General features: G+C 72.5%; 17 protein-coding genes. 9 read left to right on the top strand and 8 right to left on the bottom strand.

Annotation, left to right across the window (positions count from 1 at the left end):
* Nucleotides 1-2 precede the first annotated feature (2 nt).
* From NS331_RS01365 to NS331_RS01350, 4 genes are read left to right on the top strand one after another with little or no spacing between them, the layout of a single operon-like run.
* Nucleotides 3-749, top strand: coding sequence for a putative hydro-lyase (locus tag NS331_RS01365; RefSeq protein WP_058640226.1), 747 nt, complete (start codon nt 3-5; stop codon nt 747-749).
* Nucleotides 750-762: 13 nt separating this feature from the next.
* Complete coding sequence (locus NS331_RS01360) at nt 763-1,542, top strand: LamB/YcsF family protein (RefSeq protein ID WP_058640225.1); 780 nt, start codon at nt 763-765, stop codon at nt 1,540-1,542.
* On the top strand, nt 1,539-3,158 hold the full coding sequence (locus NS331_RS01355; RefSeq protein WP_058640224.1) for a 5-oxoprolinase subunit B/C family protein: 1,620 nt from the start codon (nt 1,539-1,541) through the stop codon (nt 3,156-3,158). The genes NS331_RS01360 and NS331_RS01355 overlap by 4 nt, the downstream gene beginning before the upstream one ends.
* 4 nt (nt 3,159-3,162) lie before the next feature.
* Nucleotides 3,163-4,896, top strand: coding sequence for an acetyl/propionyl/methylcrotonyl-CoA carboxylase subunit alpha (locus tag NS331_RS01350; protein WP_058640223.1), 1,734 nt, complete (start codon nt 3,163-3,165; stop codon nt 4,894-4,896).
* A 91-nt stretch (nt 4,897-4,987) separates the two neighbouring features.
* Here NS331_RS01350 and NS331_RS01345 read toward each other — a convergent pair whose 3' ends face one another.
* The 4 genes from NS331_RS01345 to hpaH are packed head-to-tail and all read right to left on the bottom strand — an operon-like array spanning nt 4,988 to nt 9,168.
* On the bottom strand, nt 4,988-5,932 hold the full coding sequence (locus tag NS331_RS01345) for a fumarylacetoacetate hydrolase family protein (protein WP_058640222.1): 945 nt from the start codon (nt 5,930-5,932) through the stop codon (nt 4,988-4,990).
* A gap of 22 nt (nt 5,933-5,954) precedes the next feature.
* A complete protein-coding gene (locus tag NS331_RS01340; protein ID WP_058640221.1) occupies nt 5,955-6,821 on the bottom strand; it encodes a DODA-type extradiol aromatic ring-opening family dioxygenase in 867 nt (288 codons plus the stop codon).
* A 22-nt stretch (nt 6,822-6,843) separates the two neighbouring features.
* The gene (locus NS331_RS01335; protein WP_058640220.1) at nt 6,844-8,319 is read right to left on the bottom strand and encodes an aldehyde dehydrogenase family protein; all 1,476 of its coding nucleotides are present in this window, start codon (nt 8,317-8,319) and stop codon (nt 6,844-6,846) included.
* Between the two features lie 42 nt (nt 8,320-8,361).
* The gene (gene hpaH / locus NS331_RS01330) at nt 8,362-9,168 is read right to left on the bottom strand and encodes a 2-oxo-hept-4-ene-1,7-dioate hydratase (protein WP_058640219.1); all 807 of its coding nucleotides are present in this window, start codon (nt 9,166-9,168) and stop codon (nt 8,362-8,364) included.
* A gap of 128 nt (nt 9,169-9,296) precedes the next feature.
* Here hpaH and NS331_RS01325 point away from each other — a divergent pair, with 128 nt between their 5' ends.
* Entirely contained in the window at nt 9,297-10,262 is a 966-nt protein-coding gene (locus NS331_RS01325; RefSeq protein ID WP_058640218.1) for a LysR family transcriptional regulator, read from the top strand.
* Here NS331_RS01325 and NS331_RS01320 read toward each other — a convergent pair.
* Entirely contained in the window at nt 10,229-11,149 is a 921-nt protein-coding gene (locus NS331_RS01320; protein ID WP_058640217.1) for a LysR family transcriptional regulator, read from the bottom strand. The genes NS331_RS01325 and NS331_RS01320 overlap by 34 nt on opposite strands.
* Before the next feature lie 122 nt (nt 11,150-11,271).
* Between NS331_RS01320 and NS331_RS01315 the strand changes: the two genes are divergently transcribed.
* The 4 genes from NS331_RS01315 to NS331_RS01300 all read left to right on the top strand — a co-directional run bounded on the left by NS331_RS01315 (nt 11,272) and on the right by NS331_RS01300 (nt 15,732).
* Nucleotides 11,272-12,231 (top strand): Bug family tripartite tricarboxylate transporter substrate binding protein, encoded by a 960-nt coding sequence (locus tag NS331_RS01315; protein ID WP_058640234.1) that lies wholly within the window; start codon nt 11,272-11,274, stop codon nt 12,229-12,231.
* Between the two features lie 28 nt (nt 12,232-12,259).
* Entirely contained in the window at nt 12,260-13,297 is a 1,038-nt protein-coding gene (locus tag NS331_RS01310; RefSeq protein WP_058640216.1) for a zinc-dependent alcohol dehydrogenase, read from the top strand.
* Nucleotides 13,284-13,877 (top strand): DUF4286 family protein, encoded by a 594-nt coding sequence (locus NS331_RS25950; RefSeq protein ID WP_058640215.1) that lies wholly within the window; start codon nt 13,284-13,286, stop codon nt 13,875-13,877. The genes NS331_RS01310 and NS331_RS25950 overlap by 14 nt, the downstream gene beginning before the upstream one ends.
* 277 nt (nt 13,878-14,154) lie before the next feature.
* A complete protein-coding gene (locus tag NS331_RS01300) occupies nt 14,155-15,732 on the top strand; it encodes a TerC family protein (protein WP_058640233.1) in 1,578 nt (525 codons plus the stop codon).
* On the opposite strand, the gene NS331_RS01295 is transcribed toward NS331_RS01300, so the two are convergent.
* The 3 genes from NS331_RS01295 to NS331_RS01285 all read right to left on the bottom strand — a co-directional run bounded on the left by NS331_RS01295 (nt 15,729) and on the right by NS331_RS01285 (nt 18,634).
* A complete protein-coding gene (locus NS331_RS01295) occupies nt 15,729-16,775 on the bottom strand; it encodes a lysylphosphatidylglycerol synthase domain-containing protein (protein ID WP_242873614.1) in 1,047 nt (348 codons plus the stop codon). The genes NS331_RS01300 and NS331_RS01295 overlap by 4 nt on opposite strands.
* 161 nt (nt 16,776-16,936) lie before the next feature.
* The gene (locus NS331_RS01290; protein ID WP_193758024.1) at nt 16,937-17,545 is read right to left on the bottom strand and encodes a DUF4142 domain-containing protein; all 609 of its coding nucleotides are present in this window, start codon (nt 17,543-17,545) and stop codon (nt 16,937-16,939) included.
* A gap of 144 nt (nt 17,546-17,689) precedes the next feature.
* Complete coding sequence (locus NS331_RS01285) at nt 17,690-18,634, bottom strand: alpha/beta hydrolase family protein (RefSeq protein WP_153012699.1); 945 nt, start codon at nt 18,632-18,634, stop codon at nt 17,690-17,692.
* Nucleotides 18,635-18,719 lie beyond the last annotated feature (85 nt).

The raw sequence follows: 18,719 nt of genomic DNA, 5'->3' as shown, positions 1-18,719 counted from the left end.
CCATCCGCCGCAAGGACTTCCGCGGCCACACCGCCGGCCAGGCGCCCGGCTACGCCCAGGGCAACCTGGCCATCCTGCCGCGTGCCTATGCCGACGAGTTCCTGCGCTTCTGCCGCCTCAATCCCAAGCCCTGCCCGGTGATCGGCATGACCGAGCCCGGCGACCCGCGCGTGCCCGAACTCGGCGCCGACATCGACCTGCGCTACGACGTGCCCGGCTACTGCGTCTTCCGCGACGGCGAGAAGGTGGGCGAGGTGGACGACCTGGGCGCGCTCTGGCAGGACGACATGGTGGGCTTCGTGCTCGGCTGCTCGCTGTCCTTCGAGGCGGCGCTGCTCGACGCCCGCGTGCCGGTGCGCCACATCGACGACGACCACACCGTGCCCATGTACAACACCAGCCTGCCCAACGGCCAGGCCGGCCGCTTCGGCGGCAACATGGTGGTGAGCATGCGGCCGATGACGCCGGCCCAGGCCATCCGGGCCATCCAGGTCACGTCCCGCTTTCCGGCGGTGCACGGCGCGCCGGTGCATTTCGGCGACCCGGCCGCCATCGGCATTGCCGACCTGTCGCGCCCCGATTACGGCGCGCCCTCGGTGATCCGCGACGGTGAGGTGCCGGTCTTCTGGGCCTGCGGCGTGACGCCCCAGCAGGCCATCCGCGTCGCGCGCCCGCCGCTGGCCTTCACGCACAAGCCCGGCCACATGCTGGTGGCCGACGTGCGCAACAGCGAGCTGGCCGCCTTCTGAGCGGGACACGGCGATGGACATCGATCTCAACAGCGACCTGGGCGAGAGCTTCGGCGCCTGGCGCATGGGCGACGACACGGCCATGCTCGACGTGGTCAGCAGCGCCAACGTGGCCTGCGGCTTCCATGCCGGCGATCCGGCCGGCATCCTGGCCACGCTGCGCGGCGCGGCCGAGCGCGGCGTCACGGTCGGTGCGCACGTGGCCTATCCGGACCTGGCGGGCTTCGGCCGCCGCCACATGGACATGGCCAGCAGCGACCTGCGCGCTGCCGTCATCTACCAGATCGGCGCGCTGCAGGGCCTGGCCGCCGCGGCCGGCACGCGGGTGCGCTACGTCAAGCCGCACGGTGCGCTCTACAACGTCATCGCGCACGACGAGCGGCAGGCGCAGGACGTGATCGCCGCCATTTGCGCCATCGATCCATCGCTCGCGCTGGTGGTGCTGGCCGGCTCGCCGCTCACGGCCTGGGCCCGCGCCGCCGGCCTGCGCACCGTGGCCGAGGCCTTCGCCGACCGCGGCTACCGGGCCGACGGCAGCCTGGTGCCGCGCAGCCAGCCCGGCGCCGTGCTGCACGACCCGGCGGCCGTGGCCACGCGCATGGCGCAACTGGTGCGCGAGGGCACCGTCACCGCCAACGACGGCAGCACCGTGCGGATCGACGCCGAGTCCATCTGCGTGCATGGCGACAGCCCCGGCGCGGTGGCCATGGCGCGCGCGCTGCGCGAACGGCTGACGGCCGACGGCGTGGGCGTGCGCAGCTTCATGGATGCCGAAGAAGGAGTCGCGGCGTGAGCCTTCGCGTGTTGCCTGCCTCGGCCCGGTCGGTGCTGGTGGAACTGGACGACCTGGCCCAGACGCTGGGCCTGCTCGCCTCGCTGCAGGCCAGCCCCATCGCCGGCGTGGGCGAGATCGTGCCTGGCGCCCGCACGCTGCTGCTCGAGTTCGAACCGCACCGCCTGAGCCGCGAGGCCCTGGCCGCCGAGCTCGCTGCCCGCCCGCGCGCGCGCCGCGAGGCCCAGGCCGGCGCGGTGGTCGAGCTGCCCGTGCACTACGACGGCGAAGACCTGGCCGAAGTGGCCGGCCTGCTCGGCATCACGCCCGACGACGTGGTGCGCCGCCACACCGGCAGCGACTGGTTCGTGGCCTTCACCGGCTTCGCGCCCGGCTTCGCCTACCTGAGCGGTGGCGACGAACTGCTGCAGCGCGTACCGCGGCGCAGCTCGCCGCGCACGCGCATCCCCCCGGGCGCCGTGGCGGTCGCGGGCGGCTTCAGCGGCGTCTATCCCAAGGCCAGCCCGGGCGGCTGGCAGATCCTGGGCCAGACGCCGGTGCCCATGTGGGACCTGGACCGCGACCCGCCCGCGTTGCTGCAGCCCGGCCAGCGGGTGCGTTTCGTGGATGCCGGCGCGCGGCCGGTGGAGGGCAGCGGGGCGCTGCAACGCGACGCGCGGCCCAGCTCCTCCATGTCCGGCGAGGATGCCGGCGGGCCGCCGCGCGCAGCACTGACCGTCGTCCAGCCCGGCCTGCAGGCTTTGCTTCAGGACCTGGGCCGGCCGGGCCAGGCCGGCCAGGGCGTGTCGGCGTCCGGCGCCATGGACCGCAGGGCGCTGCGCGGCGCCAACCGGCTGGTGGGCAATGCCGCCGACGCCGCCTGCATCGAAGTGGCGCAGGGCGGCGTCGTGCTGCAGAGCCGGGGCGACACGGTCGTGGCCGTCACCGGCGCGGCAGGCCCCCTCACGCTCGTCGCCCCCGACGGCCGCCGCTGGGCCGTGCCCCGCCAGGCCCCCGTGGCGCTGGGCGATGGCGACCGCCTGCATCTGGGCGAGCCCGAAGCCGGCGTGCGCAGCTACGTCGCGCTGCGCGGCGGCATCGACCGCGCACCGGTGCTGGGCAGCCTGGCCTTCGACACGCTGGCGCAGGTGGGGCCGCCGCCGCTGGCGGCCGGCGACCTGCTGCCGGTGCGCAGCGCCGCCGGCCTGAAGGCCGTGGGCGACGCCGAGCTGCACAGCACGGCGCTGCCCCGGTCCGGCGAATGCGTCACGCTCGACATCCAGCTGGGCCCGCGCACCGACTGGTTCACGCCCGAGGCCATGGCGCTGCTGGCCGCGCAGGAATGGACCGTCACGCCCCAGTCCAACCGCGTCGGCCTGCGCATCCAGGGCGCCGAGCCGCTCACCCGCGCCGTCACCGCCGAGCTGCCGAGCGAGGGCACCGCGCTGGGCGCCATCCAGGTGCCGGCCAGCGGGCAGCCGGTGCTCTTCCTGGCCGACCATCCGCTCACCGGCGGCTACCCCGTCATCGGCTGCATCGCGCCCTGGCACCTGGACCTGGCGGGGCAGATCCCCGTCGGTACGCGCATCCGCTTCCACGTCGTCGCCGGCTTCACGCCCATCGAATTCCGAGACTGATCCCATGAAGAAAGTGCTCATCGCCAACCGCGGGGAGATTGCCGTGCGCATCGCCCGCGCCTGCGCCGACTATGGCGTGCAGTCCGTCGCCGTCTACGCCGACCCCGACCTCGACGCGCTGCATGTGCGCGTGGCCGACGAGGCCTACGGCCTGGACGGCCACCGGCCCGCCGACACCTACCTGCACATCGACAAGCTGCTGGCCATCGCCCGCCGCAGCGGCGCCGATGCGGTGCACCCCGGCTATGGTTTCCTGTCCGAGAACGCGGCCTTCGCCCAGGCGGTGATCGACGCCGGCCTGGCCTGGATCGGCCCGCCACCCTCGGCCATCGCCCGTCTGGGCGACAAGGTGGAGGCGCGCAAGATCGCACTCAAGGTCGGCGCGCCGCTGGTCGAAGGCACGGCCGATCCGGTGAAGGACGCCGGCGAGGTCGAGGCCTTCGCCCGCACCCACGGCCTGCCGATCATCATCAAGGCCGCCTTCGGCGGCGGCGGCCGCGGCATGAAGATCGCCTGGCGCCTGGACGAGGTCGCCGAGCTCTACGAGTCGGCCGTGCGCGAGGCCGTCACCGCCTTCGGCCGCGGCGAATGCTTCGTCGAGCAGTTCCTCGACCGGCCGCGCCACATCGAGGCCCAGGTCATCGCCGACACGCACGGCCACGTGGTGGTGCTGGGCACGCGCGACTGCTCGCTGCAGCGGCGCAACCAGAAGCTGGTGGAAGAAGCGCCCGCGCCCTTCATCAGCGAGGCCCAGCGCGCGCGCATCCACGAGGCCGCGCGCGACATCTGCGCCGAAGCCGGCTACGTGGGCGCGGGCACGGTCGAATTCCTGCTCAGCAACACCGGCGCCATCTCCTTCCTGGAGGTGAACACGCGGCTGCAGGTGGAGCATCCGGTGACGGAAGAGACCTGCGGCCTGGACCTGGTGGTCGAGCAACTGCGCGTGGCCGACGGCCTGCCGCTGACGCTGCGCGAGACGCCGGTGCCGCGTGGCCATGCCATCGAGTTCCGCATCAACGCCGAGGACGTGGGCCGCGGCTTCCTGCCCGCCCCCGGACCCGTGACGGCCTTCGAGCCGCCGGCCGGCCCCGGCGTGCGGGTGGACGCGGGCGTCTACAGCGGCGCCGTGGTGCCCGGCAGCTTCGACTCGCTGATGGCCAAGCTGATCGTCACCGGCGCCACGCGCGAGCAGGCGCTGGCGCGGGCCCGCCGCGCGCTGGCCGAGTTCCGCATCGAAGGCGTGGCCACGGTGCTGCCCTTCCACCGCGCGGTGCTCCAGCAGCCGGACTTCACCGGCGGCGAGGGCTTCAAGGTGCACACGCGCTGGATCGAGACCGACTTCGCGGAACCCCTGGCTGCTGCGGCGCGCGCCGAGCCTGCGCCGACCGAGGCGTTGCAGCGCACCGCCATCGAGATTGACGGCCGCCGCGTGAGCCTGGGGTTGCCCGCGGTGCTGCTGCGCGGCCTGGCCAGCGGCGCGGGCACGGCGGTGCCGCAGCCCGCGGCCGACGACACGCCCGCGAACGATCCGGCCGCGGTCGCGGCCCCCATCGCCGGCACGCTGCAGGCCTGGAAGGTGGAGGAGGGCGACGACGTGGCCGAGGGCCAGCTCATCGCCGTGATGGAGGCCATGAAGATGGAGATGCAGGTCTGCGCGCACCGCGCGGGCCGCGTGTCGCTGAAGACCGCGGCCGGGGCCTACGTGCCGGCGGGCGCGGCACTGGCGCACATCGGCTGAGGAAGCCCGACCGCCGCGGCATGCGGCCGCGGGGCGGCTGCCGGCCTGCGACAGGGCATGCGCCGCCGTTCATCGCTGCCGCGCGCCCGCCTCATACGCGGTGCGCGGCCCGAAGGTTGGCTTTGAGATGCGCCGGCACCCGCTCGTCGAAGCCCAGCGCCACGCGGCGCACCTCCGGGCTGTCGGTGGGCGCATGGCCGACACCCAGGGCCGAGGCGCGTGGCGGGTCGATGGCGACGACCGTGCCTTCGACGCGGCCGATGCCGGTGATCTCGCAGGCCACCACCCGGCCCGCATCGATGCTGCGCGAGTGGCAGGGCGTGCCCATCAGGATCACGTCGCCGGGCACCAGCGTGATGTGGCGCGCGATGTCGGCGATCACGTAGTGCGGGCCCCAGATGGTCTCGTCGCCGATGTGCGCCTCCTGCACCACGCGGCCGTCGACGAAGGTGCGCAGCGTCTGCGCGAACAGGTCCACGCCGCGCACGATGCCGGGCCCGATGGGCAGCAGCGTGTCCGCGCCCTTGACGCGCAGCATGCTGCCCTGGTCGGTGTCGCGGAAGTCCTGCAGGCCCATGTCCAGCGCGGGGCAGAAGCCTTCGATGTGGTCCCAGGCTTCGTCGGGCGTGACGTTGCGGCAGGTGCGGCCGATCACGACGGCGTACTCGCCTTCGTAGTTGAGGTACTGGCAGTCCGCCGGCTTGAGGATCTGGCCCTTGTGGCCGTTGAGCGAGGTCGGCGGCTTGGTGAAGTAGGTGGGCGTCTCGGTGGGCTTGGGCTTGTTGCGCGTCTCCATGCTGCGCGAGCTGTAGGAGATGTGCACCGCGATGATCTTGCTCGGGTTGACCGGCGGCAGGTAGGTCTGCGCGTCGGCGTCCAGCAGGCGGCCGTCGTCCAGGCGCAGGCGGCCGGCGTCGGCGCCGTTCTCCACCATCGTGCCCCAGAAGGCGCTGCCGCCGATGAGGACGCGGCGTCGTTCGACGCGGGGGCCCCGCATCACGGCGGGCAGGCTCTGGAGTGGGAATTCGAAGTTCATGGCGATTCTTGTGTGTGAGGGCTCAGGCCGGGAACCAGACGTGGATGTTTCCGGTGCCGCGCGCGTTCTCGTAGGCGGACAGGGCCTCGCCCTTGGCGCGGCAGTCGGCGCCGCCCATGGCGCCCAGCATCTGCAGGTAGTGCGCGCCGAAGGCCTCCCAGGGCTTGCGGCGGTACTCGGCGTCCCAGCGCTCAAGGATCAGGTCGTGCCGGCCTTCGGCCATCAATGCGATGGCGCCCTTGTCGCTCTCGATGTTCTCGGGCGAGGAGACGTTGTTCTCGTGGAAGATGCGCGGATGGTTCGGCTTCCAGTCGATGCCGTTGAACTTGTGGCTGAGCGCGCCCGAGGCCAGCAGCAGCACGCGCAGGCCGCTGGCGCGGATGCCTTCGCCGATGTCCTCGCCGGACTGGAGGAACTGCTCCCAGCGACAGTTCTGGCAGGAACTCACCGTCACCACCGGGATGTCGTCCAGCTCCAGCCGCAGGTGCTTGACCAGGTTGACCGTGGCGTAGTGCCGGCCCAGGTCGGGATGGTCGATGACGCGCACATAGCCCTGGCGCGCCCGCGAGGCGGTCTCCAGCGCCCGCGCCAGCTTCGGGTGTCCTCGGTAGGCGAAGGGCACACCGTGCAGGTACCAGGGCATCTCGTCGGAGATGTAGGTGCCGCTGTAGCGCGCGCCGCCGTCCACCAGGTGGTAGCCGGTGGTGAACCAGTGGCTGTCGAAGATCATGATCACGTCCGGCTTCGCCGCCGCGATGCGCTCGCGCAGCCGGGCATAGCCGGCGATCAGGTCCGAGTCCTCGCCCGCACCCTGCAGGCGGCGGAACTCCTCGCACTGCATGAGGCCGGGGTGATGCGACACGATGGCCGAGCCAACGATCTGTCCCATGGGAATGTCTCCTTGGTTGCGTTCAGCGGTGGCTGAAGCTCGCCTTGAACGGCTTTTTGGGGACCACGACGTCCTTGATGTCGCAGAAGAATTCGAAGCTCCAGTCGCCGCCTTCGCGGCCCACGCCGGAGCGCTTGATGCCGCCGAAGGGCGCGGCCAGGTCGCGGATGCCGAAGCTGTTGACCCAGATGAAGCCGGTGCGTACCTGCTTCGCCAATTCGGTCGCGTGGCCGGTCTCGCCGTAGCAGACGCCGCCCAGGCCGTAGTCGGTGCCGTTGGCCAGGGCGACGGCCTCTTCGTCGCTGGCGAAGGTCTGCAGCGTGAGCACGGGGCCGAAGACCTCGTTCTGCACGATCTCGCTGTCCTGCGCCACCTTCGTGAGCATGGTGGGCTGGAAGTACTGGGCGCCGAAGCCGTGGCGCTCGCCGCCCCACAGCAGCTCGGCGCCGGCCGCGACGGCGCGCTGCACGAAGCCCTCGACGCGGGCCACCTGGCGTGGATGGATGATGGGGCCGACTTCGGTGGCCTCGTCGCGCGGGTCACCCACGTTGAGCTTCTCAACGTGGCTGCGCATGGTGGCGATGAAGCGCTCGGCCACCTTTTCATGCACCAGGAAGCGCGTGCCCGCCAGGCAGACCTGGCCGGCATTGCGGTACATCAGCGCGCCGGTGGCGGCAGCGCCATCCAGGTCGGCATCCTCCAGCACGATGAAGGGGCTCTTGCCGCCCAGCTCCAGGCTGCAGGGCACCAGGTTGGCCCCCGCGGCCTGCGCAATGGACTTGGCCGTGGGCACGCTGCCGGTGAAGGAGACGCGCGCGATGCGCGCATCGCCCACCAGCCGCGCGCCGGTGCTGGCGCCCGTGCCCTGCACCACATTGAAGACGCCTGGCGGCAGGCCGGCCGCATCGGCGCAGTCGGCCAGCAGCGAGCAGGTCAGCGGCGCCCACTCCGGCGGCTTCAGCACGCAGGTGTTGCCGGCGGCCAGGGCCGGGCCCAGCTTCCAGGTGGACAGCATCAGCGGCGCGTTCCACGGCGTGATGATCACCACCACGCCGGCCGGGTCGTGGCGCACGATGTGGTGGGCCTGCTCGGTGTCGATGGGGCGGCTCTGCAGTTCCAGCGCATGCTGCGCGAACCAGCGGATGTTGAGCATGGCGCGCGGCACCACGCCGTGGCGCATGCGCGAGAGCAGCACGCCGGCGTCGGTGCTCTCCAGGCGGCAGAAGTCGTCGGCACGTTGGCCGATCTCTTCGGCGAAGCGCTCCAGGTAGGGCAGGCGCTCGGCGGCGCTCAGGGCGCTCCAGGCCGGGAAGGCGCGCTGCGCGGCCGCGATGGCGGCCTCGGTGTGGTCCTCCAGGCCTTCGGCGATGCGGCCCAGCGGCTGCTGGTCGATGGGGCTGAAGAGCGCGAAGGTGGTGGCCGAGGGCACGCGGCGGCCGTCGATGTAATGGTCGGGCGACACCGGGACGCCCGCGATGTCGAGCAGGGAAGAAGCCATGGATCGGTTTCCGGAAGAGGTGGCGGCGTGGTGCTTGGCGCGTCAGGCGAACTTGAGCGAGATGGCACCCAGCGGCCCGTAGTCGGCGTGGAAGGTGTCGCCGGCGGCGCAGTGCACCGGCCGGGTGAAGGAGCCGCCCAGCACGATCTGGCCGGCCTCCAGGCCTTCGCCGTGTGCGGCCAGCTTGTTGGCCAGCCAGGCCACGCCGTTGGCCGGGTGGTTGAGCACCGCGGCGCCCAGGCCCGACTCCTCGATCACGCCGTTCTTGAACAGCAGCGCGCCGGCCCAGCGCCAGTCCACCTGGTCCGGGCGCATGGGCCGCCCGCCCATCACGATGCCGGCGCTGGCCGCGTTGTCGGCAATGGTGTCGAGCACGGTGCGCGGCGCCTTCGTCACGCTGTCGAACTGCTCGATGCGCGCGTCGATCAGCTCCAGCGCGGGAATGACGTAGGCGGTGGCGTTGAGCACGTCGAACAGCGTGGTGCGGGGCCCGCGCAGCGGCCGGGCGAGGATGAAGGCGAACTCCACCTCCAGCCGCGGCACGATGAAGCGCGCGGCCTCCACCGTGCTGCCGTTGTCGATCACCATGCTCTGCAGCAGCACGCCGTAGTCGGGCTCGGTGATCTGCGAGGCGATCTGCATGGCGCGCGAGGTCAGGCCGATCTTGCGGCCGACGATGGTGTCGCCCGCGGCCAGCTTCAAGGCCGTCCATTCGCGCTGGATGGCGTAGCTGTCGGCGATGGTCATGCCGGGCAGGCGCTGGCTGAAGTGGGCCACGGGCCGGCGCGTGCGCTCGGCCTCGATGAGCGCTTGCGCAAGGGCGCGGTGGTCCTGGGGGATGTCGGTCATGCGTTGTCTCCGGGGGGCGCTGCGGTGGTCGTTCCTGCCCGCAGCGCGCCCGCAGTCTGCGCCGCGCGACGCCGGCGCACCAGCAATCGATTCCGCGGCATCATCAAGCAGCGCTTGATAATCCGCCCATGCCCCTCGTCCGCTACACCCTGCGCCAGCTCGAGGCATTCGCCGCCGTGGCCGAGCAGCACAGTTTTGCCGCGGCCGCCGGCCGGCTGGGCCTCACCGCCCAGGCCGTCAGCCAGCTGGTGGCGGAGCTCGAGGCCGTGCTCGGCTTCCGGCTCTTCGACCGGACCACGCGGCGCGTGGCCCTGTCCAGCGCGGGCCAGGACTTCCTGGGCCCGGCCGAGACGGTGCTGCGGCATGTGCAGGCTGCCGACAGCGCCGCCGCCGACGTGCGCAACCGCGCAGCCGGGCTGGTGCGCGTGGGTGCGCCGCTGGTGCTGGCCGGCACGGCCATTCCGGCGGCCATCCGCGGCTACCAGGCGCAGCGGCCGCGGGTGGTGGTGCGGGTGAAGGACCTGCCGGTCGACCAGCTGGTGGATGCCGTCCAGGCCGGCGACGTGGACCTGGCTGTGGGCCCCGACCGGCCGGCCGGCGACGCCGTGCGGCGCGACGGGCTCTTCGACAGCCGCTGGGTGCTCTGGTGCGCCCCCGCGCATCCGCTCGCGCGCCGCCGCCAGCTGCGCTGGGCCGATCTGCAGGGCCACGCCCTGGTGGCTGCCGGCCGCGACCACGAGCGCAGCGTGGCGCAGATGCATGCCAATGCGCCCGAGGGCGAGCGGGTCGAGCCGGTGGAGGTGGTGGACAACATCTCCACCGCGCTCGGCCTGGCCGCGCAGGGCCTGGCCGCCACGCTGGCACCGGCCTATGTGGGTGTGATGGCACTGCCGCTGGGCCTGGTGATGCGCCGCGTGCTGGGGCCCGAGACGGTGCGCAAGGTCTGTCTCTACCAGCCCGCCTCCCGTCCCCTGTCGCCCGCCGCGCAGGGCTTCGCGGAGCACCTGATGCAGTGGTTGCCGCAGTGGCCCGCGGACGCAGCGGGGTCGTCCAGGCCGCCTCAGCCCGCCAGGCGTGCCACCGTGCGGCGCTGAAGCGCGTCGAACACCGCACGCGTGCGCGCCAGGGCCCGCTCGCCCGGCACCGGCCCCTGCGCCTTGCGTCGCAGCAGGGTCAGCACAGCCTGCTTCTGGCTGCCCTTGAGCGGCCGGATCGCCACCCGCGCGGCCGCCAGCAGCACGCAGCTGGCCGGCACCAATGCCACGCCCAGGCCCGCGCCCACCAGGTCCAGCACGCCGTGCACGGTGCTCGCCTCGTAGCGGATGCGCGGCGAGAAGCCGGCGCGCGCGCACAGGTGGATGGCCTGGTCGAAATAGGCGGGGCCGCGGTGGCGGGTGAAGGCGACGAAGTCGGCCTCGGCAAAGCGCCGCAGGTCCAGCGCGCCGGCGGCCAGCGCGGCCGCGTCGGCCGCCGGCATCGCCACGCAGAAGGGATCGGGAATGCGCGCGACCGCCTCGATGCGCGGATGCCGGGCCGCGGCCCGCGCGATGCCCAGGTCGATCTGGCCGCTCGCCAGGGCGTCGACCTGCTCGCTGCTGATCATCTCGCGCAGCGCGATCTGCAGGCGCGGATGCTCGGCGCGCAGCGCGGCCAGCAGCTGCGGCATCACCGTGCTGCCGGCGGAGGGCACGAAGCCCAGCGACAGCCGTCCCACCGGCGACGCACCGGCCAGCCAGTCCTTGAGCCCCGCAGCCCGCTCGACCAGCTGCCGCGCCTCCGGCAGCAGGCATTCGCCCGCGGCCGTCAGGCGCACGCCCTTGGCGTGGCGCACGAACAGGGCGGTGCCCAGCAGGTCTTCCAGCTGGCGGATCTGTACCGACAGCGGCGGCTGCGCAATGAACAGCTTCTCGGCCGCGCGGCTCAGGCTGCCCGCTTCGGCCACGGCGATGAAATAGCGCAGGTGGCGCAGCTCGGCGGCCATGCTTGTCTCCATACCTGTGGGATATGGCAAGCATAGCGATTCCGTCCTGGACGTATCGCTTGGCCTTCTCCAGAATGCCCGCCATCGCCGCCCGCTTCGAGGTGGCACCGACGGAGACATTCTTGAAACGCCTGCTCGCCCTTGCCCTCTTTCCCCTGCTGGCCCTGAGCGCCGCCGCGCAGGACTGGCCCACGCGCCCGGTGAAGCTGGTGGTGCCGGCGCCGGCCGGCAGCAGCCTGGACTTCATCGCCCGCACGCTGGGCAACCGGCTGAGCGGCCGCTGGGGCCAGCCCGTGGTGGTGGACAACAAGCCCGGCGCGGGCGGCATGCTGGGCATGTCGGCCGTGGCCAAGGCGCCGGCCGATGGCTACACGCTGGGCATCGGCTTCAACGGCCCCATCGCCTTCGCCCCCTTCATGTACCGGCAGATGGCCTACGACCCCGCGAAGGACCTGCTGCCGGTGGTGCTGACCTCGTCGCAGCCCAACGTGCTGGCCGTGCCCGCCGCCAATCCGGCGCGCACCGTGCAGGAGTACGTCGCCTGGGCGCGCAAGCAGCCGGGCGGCGTGCCCTATGGCTCGGTGGGGGCGGGCAGCTCCTCGCACCTGACCATGGAGCTGTTCCGCAGCGCGGCGGGCTTCGAGGCCGTGCACGTGCCCTTCAACGGCTCGCCGCCGGCCGGCATCTCGCTGGCCTCGGGCGAGACGCAGGCGCTGTTCGCCGTGCAGCCGGCCCTGCTGCCGCTGGTCGGCAGCGGGCGCATCCGGCTGCTGGCCGTCACCAGCGCCCAGCGCATGGAGGGCATGAAGGAGCTGCCCACGGTGGCCGAGGCCGGCTACCCCGGCTTCGAGGCCCTGGCCTGGAACGGCGTGTTCACCGCGGCCGGCACGCCCGATGCGCTCGTCAGGCGCATCAATGCCGACGCCAATGCCGTCATGCAGGAAGCCGAGGTGAAGGACGCCTTCGCCAAGCAGGGCCTCGTCGTCGGCGGCGGCACGCCGGAGGCCTTCCGCAGCTTCATCGCGGCCGAGAGCGCCAAGTGGGGCGCCATCATCAAGAAGGTGGGCATCCGCATCGACTGATGCGCCTGGCCACGGCAAAGGAATGCGCATGCAAGCCCTGAGAAAGACCCGGCCCGAGGCCGGCCTGGAACTGGTGGAGGTGCCCGCCCCGGCCCTGCCGCCCGGCGATGCCGACGAGGTGCTGGTGCGCGTGCGCGCGACCGGCATCTGCGGCAGCGACCTGCACGTGGACGACTGGACGTCCAGCTATGCCTTCATCGCGCCGGCGCTGCCCGTGACCATCGGCCACGAATTCGTGGGGGTGGCGCAGACCGGGCCGCTGGCCGGCCGGCGCGTGGTGGTGCGGCCCTCCGTCACCTGCGGCAGCTGCGCCGCGTGCACGGCCGCGGACTTCGACCGCTGCGAGCAGCGCCGCGGCATCGGCATGACGCGCGACGGCGCTTTTGCCGACTGGGTGCGGGTGCCGCTGCGCAACTGCGTGCCGGTGCCCGAGGGCGTGGACGACGAACTCGCGGCGCTGACCGAGCCGCTCACCATCGCCATGCAGGCCCTGCGCATCGCCGGCGACGTGGCGGGCGCGCGGGTGCTGGTGATGGGCCCAGGCACCATCGGCCAGGGCATCGCGGCGCTGGCCCGGCGCGCGGGTGCCCGGCAGGTCGTGGTGAGCGGCCATGACGACGCCGTGCGCCTCGCGGCGTTGCGCCGCATGGGTTTCGACCAGCTGGTGGACGTGGCCGGCGGCAGCCTGGCCGATGGCGTGCGGCCCTTCCTGCACGGCGAGCGCTTCGACGTCGTGTTCGAGGCCACCGGCGTGCCCGAGACCATTGCCGAGGCCCTGCCGCTGCTGCGGCGCAACGGCGTGGTGGTGGTCACCGGCATCCACGCCCGGCCGCTCACGCTGGACCTGACGCCGCTGGTGCGCAACCAGCACCAGCTGCGCGGCTCCTTCCGCCCGCCGGAATCGGACTGGCCGCTCGCGCTCGCGCTGATGCAGGAACTGGCGCCGGTGCTGCGGCCCATGGTCAGCCATGTGCTGCCGCTGTCGCAGGCTGCCGAAGGCTTCGCGCTGGCCCATGGCAAGCGGGCCTGCAAGGTGCTGCTGGCGCCCGGGCATGTCCAGGCCTGACTGGCTGGCCGGCGCCGGCGCGGTGCTCGCGCTGTGGAACGACGTCGATGAAGAGGTCGCCGCCGACTATGAGGACTGGCATGCCAACGAGCATGTGCCCGAACGCCTGACGGTGCCCGGCATGCTCGGCGCGCGGCGTTTCGAGGCGGATGGTCGCCGCAGCCGGCCGCGCTTTCTCACGCTGTATGCGCTGCACGACGCGCAGGTGCTGCAGAGTGCGCCGTACCTGCGGCTGCTGTCGCATCCGACGCCCGCCAGCGCGCGCATGCGGCCGCATCTGCGCAACCTGTCGCGCTGGGTCTGCCGGGTGCAGCAGGCGTCCTTGCGCTGGATCGAAGCGCCGGTGGCGGTCCACACCGGCGCGCATGCACCGGCACCAGGCGGCGAGGCCAACGCCCTGCTGGTCGCGCAGCGCCTGCCCGACGCGCCGGGCCTGCCCTGGCTGGCCGCAGGGCAGGCCGCGGCCGTGCAGGGCACGTGGCTGGTGCTGCGGTCGGCCGGCGACGGCGACGGCGATGCCGGGCCGGCGGCGGACATGGACGTCTGCCGCCCCCTGCCCATCGCGCAGACCCGCTGCTGAAGCGCGTTTCCGGGCGGCGGCGCCCCGGCACCGATATCCCTCGCACCCGGCCGGCTTTGCGCGATGCGCTCGCGCGGGGCCGCTAGACTGGCCGGCAGATGTCCATCGACGCCTCCGAGCCTCCCAGTCCGTTGCTGGCCTGCGCCAGCCCTTCCGTGCCCCGCCGGCACGATTCCTTCCTCCCGCTTTCGAGACCGCACCGTGCCGGCCCTGCCGCTGCCGGCCGGGTCACGCTGCGCCTTGCTGCGGCCGCAGATGCCCTGGGGGCGCGCTCATGATCGAGCTGCTCACCGACCCGGCCGCCTGGGCCGGACTGCTCACCCTGGTGGTGCTGGAGATCGTCCTCGGCATCGACAACCTCATCTTCATTGCCATCCTGGCCGAGAAGCTGCCGCCGCACCAGCGCGAGCGGGCGCGGGTCATCGGCCTGTCGCTGGCGCTCGTCATGCGGCTGGGCCTGCTGTCGGTGGTGTCGTGGCTGGTCACGCTCACGCAGCCGCTGTTCTCGCTGGGCCCGCTGAGCTTCTCGGGCCGCGACCTGATCCTGCTGCTGGGCGGCCTCTTCCTGCTGTTCAAGGCCACGTCCGAGCTGCACGAGCGGCTGGAGGGCGTGGAGCACCGTGCCAGCGCCAATCCGGCCTATGCCGGCTTCGGCCTGGTGGTGGCGCAGATCGTGGTGCTGGATGCCGTGTTCTCGCTCGATGCGGTCATCACCGCGGTCGGCATGGTCGACGAACTGCCGGTCATGATGGCCGCCGTCGTCATCTCCATCGGCGTCATGCTGCTGGCCGCCAGGCCGCTCACGCGTTTCGTCAACGCACATCCCACGGTGGTGGTGCTGTGCCTGAGCTTCCTGTTGATGATCGGCCTCACGCTGGTGGCCGAGGGTTTAGGCTTCCACCTGCCCAAGGGCTACCTCTATGCCGCCATCGGCTTCTCGATCGGCATCGAGATGCTGAACCAGCTGGCGCGCCGCAACCAGGCCCGCCAGCAGGCCCTGCGGCCGCTGCGCGAGCGCACGGCGGAATCGGTGCTGCGGCTGCTGGGTGGCGGCCGCCGGCTGCAGGCCGCGGAGTCGCACTCCGATGCGCAAGCGGCGCTGGCCGACGCGCCGGCCTTCGCGCCCGAGGAGCGGCGCATGGTCAGCGGCGTGCTGTCGCTGGCCGAGCGCAGCGTGCGCAGCATCATGACGCCGCGCGCCGACGTGTCGTGGGTCGATCTGGAAGAAGCGCCCGACGCCGTCCGCGAGCGCCTGCTGGGTTCGCCCCACAGCCTGCTGCCGGTGTGCCGCGGCAGCCTCGACGCGGTGGTGGGCGTGGGACGCGCCACCGAGCTGCTGGCCGTGCTCGTCGCGCAGGGCCACATCGCGCAGGAGGGCGATCACCTGCGCACGCCCATCCATCTGCCCGAAAGCGCCGGCGTCACGCACGCGATCGACGTGCTGCGCCAGGCGAAGGGCCAGCTGGTGCTGGTCAACGACGAATACGGCACGCTCACCGGCCTGCTCACGCCGTTCGACGTGCTCGAAGCCATCGCCGGCGAGTTCCCGGACGAGGACGAGTCGCCCGAAATCGAAGCGCTGCCCGACGGCGGCTGGCGCGTGGCCGGCACTGCCGACATCCACCAGGTCCAGCGGCTGCTGGAAACCGACGGTCTGGTGAGCGAGGACGACAGCCACACCTCGGTAGCGGGCTACGTACTCGCCCAGCTGGGCCGCATGCCCGCCGTGGGCGAGGCGGTGCTGCACGATGGCTGGCAGCTTCAGGTGGTGGCGGTGGACGGGAAGCGCATCCTCACCGTGCAGATCCACCCCGCGCCGGCGGGCGGCGAGTCGGCCGTTCCAACGCAGGCTTAAGCGGCCGCCGAGGCCTCCCGCGCGGCGTCGGCGGTCTTCTCCAGGTAGGCGTACAGGCCCAGCGCGATGGCCAGCGGCAGCAGGTAGTACAGCGCGCGATAGGCCAGCACCGCACCCATCAGCCTGCCCTGCGGCACGCTGCCCGACAGCAGGGCCAGGTACACCGCTTCGAGCACGCCCAGCCCGGCCGGGATGGGCATGCACACCCCCACGACCGACGCGGCGAGCAACACACCCAGCACGTGCGCATAGGGCACGGCACCGCCCAGCAGCAGGTACATCAGCGTGCCCATCAGGCTCCAGTTGGCGGTGGACAAGGCCAGCTGCACCAGGGCGAGTTGCGGCGTCGGCAGGTGGACCGGCTTGCCCCGCACGGTCCAGTTCTTGCCGTGCCAGCGCAGGCAGGCCAGCAGGTAGGCGGCCGGCAGCAGCATCAGCACGACGCCGATGGCTTGCAGGGCACCGTTGGACAGGGGCACCGAGGCCGGCAACTCCAGCATGCCGGAGGAGAACAGTGCCCCGGCGACCAGGCCGTAGCCCAGCCAGTTGGTGCTGAGGCTCATGGCGATGATCTGGCCCACCTTGGTTTCGTCCAGACCCGCCCGGGCATAGAGGCGCGCGCGCAGCGCCACGCCGCCGACCAGCGAGCCCAGGTTGAGGTTGAAGCCATAACTGGCGACCGCGATGGCCCATGTGCGCCACACGGGCAACCGATGACCGGTGTGCCGCCGGCCGGTCAGGTCGAAGCAGCCGTACAGCGCATGACTGCCCAGCGCCAGGATGGCGGCTTCGGCGAGCACCAGTGCGGGATAGCGCTTAAGGGCGGCCCAGGCGCCGGCCCAGTCGATCTTGTGTGCATGCGAAATCAGCATCGCCAGCACCAGCAGGCCCAGCACCGGGACCGCCCAGCGACGGACCACGGGCCACAGGCGCGTCCAGCGGCTTTCGGTGCGGCCGTGCCCGCCGTGTGGGCGCGCAGGCGCCGATTCGGTGCCTGAGGGGGCCGGGCTGTCCATCACGGCGTGCGCCTTGGTGTCTTGCATCGGGCGATGTTGCCCCTGGGCACAGGGCGCGACCGTCGGCGGGCGTGCGCGGGCGGTGTAGGTGCGCAGGCGCTGGCCCGGTTCATGCTAGATATGCAGAGTCTCCTCGCAGCTCCCTTGCTGCGACTTCGCCCGGCGGTCCTCGGACCGACCGGGCTTTTTCATTGGCCGCCGGCGTTGCGCGGCGCGATGCGGTCCAGCGACTTGACCAGTTCGCTGCGCTCGTCGGAGGCGCGCTGGGCCAGGGCCGCCACCTGCTTGTCCTCGGCGTCTTCGGCCGATTTGCGGAAGATGCGCACCTGCTCTTCCAGCAGTGCGCGCACCGTGCGCACCATGTCGCGGTCGAACTGCGCGCCTTTGCTTTCGGCCACGCGGTCGACCATGCGCCGCGATTCTTCCGACATGTCCAGGGGCAGGTTGGTCTTGTGGCGTTCGGCGAAGTCGGTGATGTCGCGGTAGAGGGCGTCCGACTTGTTCTTGAGCTGGCCGGCCCATTCGCGCAGCTCCCGCTTTTGGAAGCGCTTCATGCCCAGTTCGCCGATCTGCCGGTCGCGGGCGAGCAGGCCGCCCGCGGAGCGCATGAACACGCGGTCGCCATTGCTCATGTCGCCGCGCAGGGTGGCATCGTCCGGGTCCTTGCTGTTGGGCTGGGCATGCAGCAGCGGCGCGGCAGCCATGGCACAGCCGGCCATCAGCGTCGCGAGCGCGCGGCGGCGGCTTGCGCCGGCATCGGCAATGGCGACAAGGTTGGAAGAGGAGGTGGATCGCATCACGGTCTCGCGGAAATCTTTCATCGCCGCTGAGCATGCGGGCCCGAGACCGGGGCGGACTGGCGCCATCGCGCCCAAGGCGGGTAGGACCGGGGACCCTGCCCCAGGCGGCGTTGTCCCACGCGCGGGCCGGCTGCGGCAGGTTCAGCGGTCTTCGCCGACCGGCCGGGGTTCGGCCGCGTCAGGCGCGGGGGTGGCGGACGCTGGTGCAGGAAATCCGTGCTGCTCCAGAAACGCCGCCACGCGCGGCTGCCAGATCTGCGGGGCGCGGGAGAAGGTCAGGTGCCCGTCCTCGCCCTGCGGCGGAAACCGGGTGAACTCGCCGGTGCCTCCGGCGGCGCGAAAGGCGGCGAACCAGGCCTGCGGATAGGTGGCGCCGAAGTACCGGTCGTTCTCGGTGTAGAGCCAGAGCGAGGGCATGCGCAGCGTGGCGCCGTAGTGGGCGAACAGCCGTTCCAGCCGCTGCGGCGCGCAGGGCCGGCCCGGCTGGGTCTGCGGGTTGCCGCCACCGCCGCCAGCGAAGTTGATCACCGCCTGCACCCCGGCGGGCTGCAGCGCGCCCACGGCGATGGCGGTGGTGCCGCCGTAGGACTGGCCCATCACCACGGCCCGGTCCTTGGCGGCATCGGGCCGGGCGCGCACGGCATCGAGCACCTGCAGCGTCTGCCGGGCCGCCGCGCTGTAGCCGGGCGGGTAGTTCTTGTCCTGGCAGGTGCCGCTGTCCTCCACGTCCTCCCCGCCGCTCACGCCGTAGCCGATGCGCGTGGGCACCGCCACGATGAAGCCACGTCGCACGAAAAAGGCCGACGCCTCCGAAAGACGCACCCGCCCCAGGCCCGCGCGCTGGTCGGCATGGGCGGAGCGGCCGTGGCCGAGCACCAGCACGGGCGCCGGCGTCGGGTTGGCGTCGTCGGACCACACGGTGACGCGGATGGGCTGGGCAACGGCCTTGCCGTAGGCGTCGACCACTTCGACCGGCACGTCCATCTGCGACTCCCGCAGCCGCGCATGCGCGGGAAGTGCGGCGAGCGCGGCGGCCAGCGCCACGAGGGCGAGGTGGGACGGCAGGCGGAGGGGCAGGGCAGACATGGTGGCGCGGTCATGTGACGAGGGTGCGCGGCACTGTAGGGCACCGGCATGACACATGCCTGCGCCGCCACGGCGCGGCGTCGCG

Origin of the sequence: Pseudacidovorax intermedius (assembly GCF_001476815.1) — a bacterium.
Taxonomy (GTDB): Bacteria; Pseudomonadota; Gammaproteobacteria; order Burkholderiales; family Burkholderiaceae_C; genus Xenophilus; species Xenophilus intermedius_A.
Note: the sequence above shows the minus strand (reverse complement) of the source record. Positions and strands in the feature narration are given on the sequence as shown.

Excerpts from the sequence above, each read along its gene's own strand:
- NS331_RS01360 (WP_058640225.1), top strand. The coding sequence starts at position 763 with ATGGACATCGATCTCAACAGCGACCTGGGCGAGAGCTTCGGCGCCTGG.
- hpaH (WP_058640219.1), bottom strand. The coding sequence starts at position 9,168 with ATGACCGACATCCCCCAGGACCACCGCGCCCTTGCGCAAGCGCTCATC.
- NS331_RS01345 (WP_058640222.1), bottom strand. The coding sequence starts at position 5,932 with ATGAACTTCGAATTCCCACTCCAGAGCCTGCCCGCCGTGATGCGGGGC.
- NS331_RS01350 (WP_058640223.1), top strand. The coding sequence starts at position 3,163 with ATGAAGAAAGTGCTCATCGCCAACCGCGGGGAGATTGCCGTGCGCATC.
- NS331_RS01295 (WP_242873614.1), bottom strand. The coding sequence starts at position 16,775 with ATGCAAGACACCAAGGCGCACGCCGTGATGGACAGCCCGGCCCCCTCA.
- NS331_RS01310 (WP_058640216.1), top strand. The coding sequence starts at position 12,260 with ATGCAAGCCCTGAGAAAGACCCGGCCCGAGGCCGGCCTGGAACTGGTG.
- NS331_RS25950 (WP_058640215.1), top strand. The coding sequence starts at position 13,284 with ATGTCCAGGCCTGACTGGCTGGCCGGCGCCGGCGCGGTGCTCGCGCTG.
- NS331_RS01285 (WP_153012699.1), bottom strand. The coding sequence starts at position 18,634 with ATGTCTGCCCTGCCCCTCCGCCTGCCGTCCCACCTCGCCCTCGTGGCG.
- NS331_RS01335 (WP_058640220.1), bottom strand. The coding sequence starts at position 8,319 with ATGGCTTCTTCCCTGCTCGACATCGCGGGCGTCCCGGTGTCGCCCGAC.
- NS331_RS01320 (WP_058640217.1), bottom strand. The coding sequence starts at position 11,149 with ATGGCCGCCGAGCTGCGCCACCTGCGCTATTTCATCGCCGTGGCCGAA.
- NS331_RS01325 (WP_058640218.1), top strand. The coding sequence starts at position 9,297 with ATGCCCCTCGTCCGCTACACCCTGCGCCAGCTCGAGGCATTCGCCGCC.
- NS331_RS01290 (WP_193758024.1), bottom strand. The coding sequence starts at position 17,545 with ATGCGATCCACCTCCTCTTCCAACCTTGTCGCCATTGCCGATGCCGGC.
- NS331_RS01340 (WP_058640221.1), bottom strand. The coding sequence starts at position 6,821 with ATGGGACAGATCGTTGGCTCGGCCATCGTGTCGCATCACCCCGGCCTC.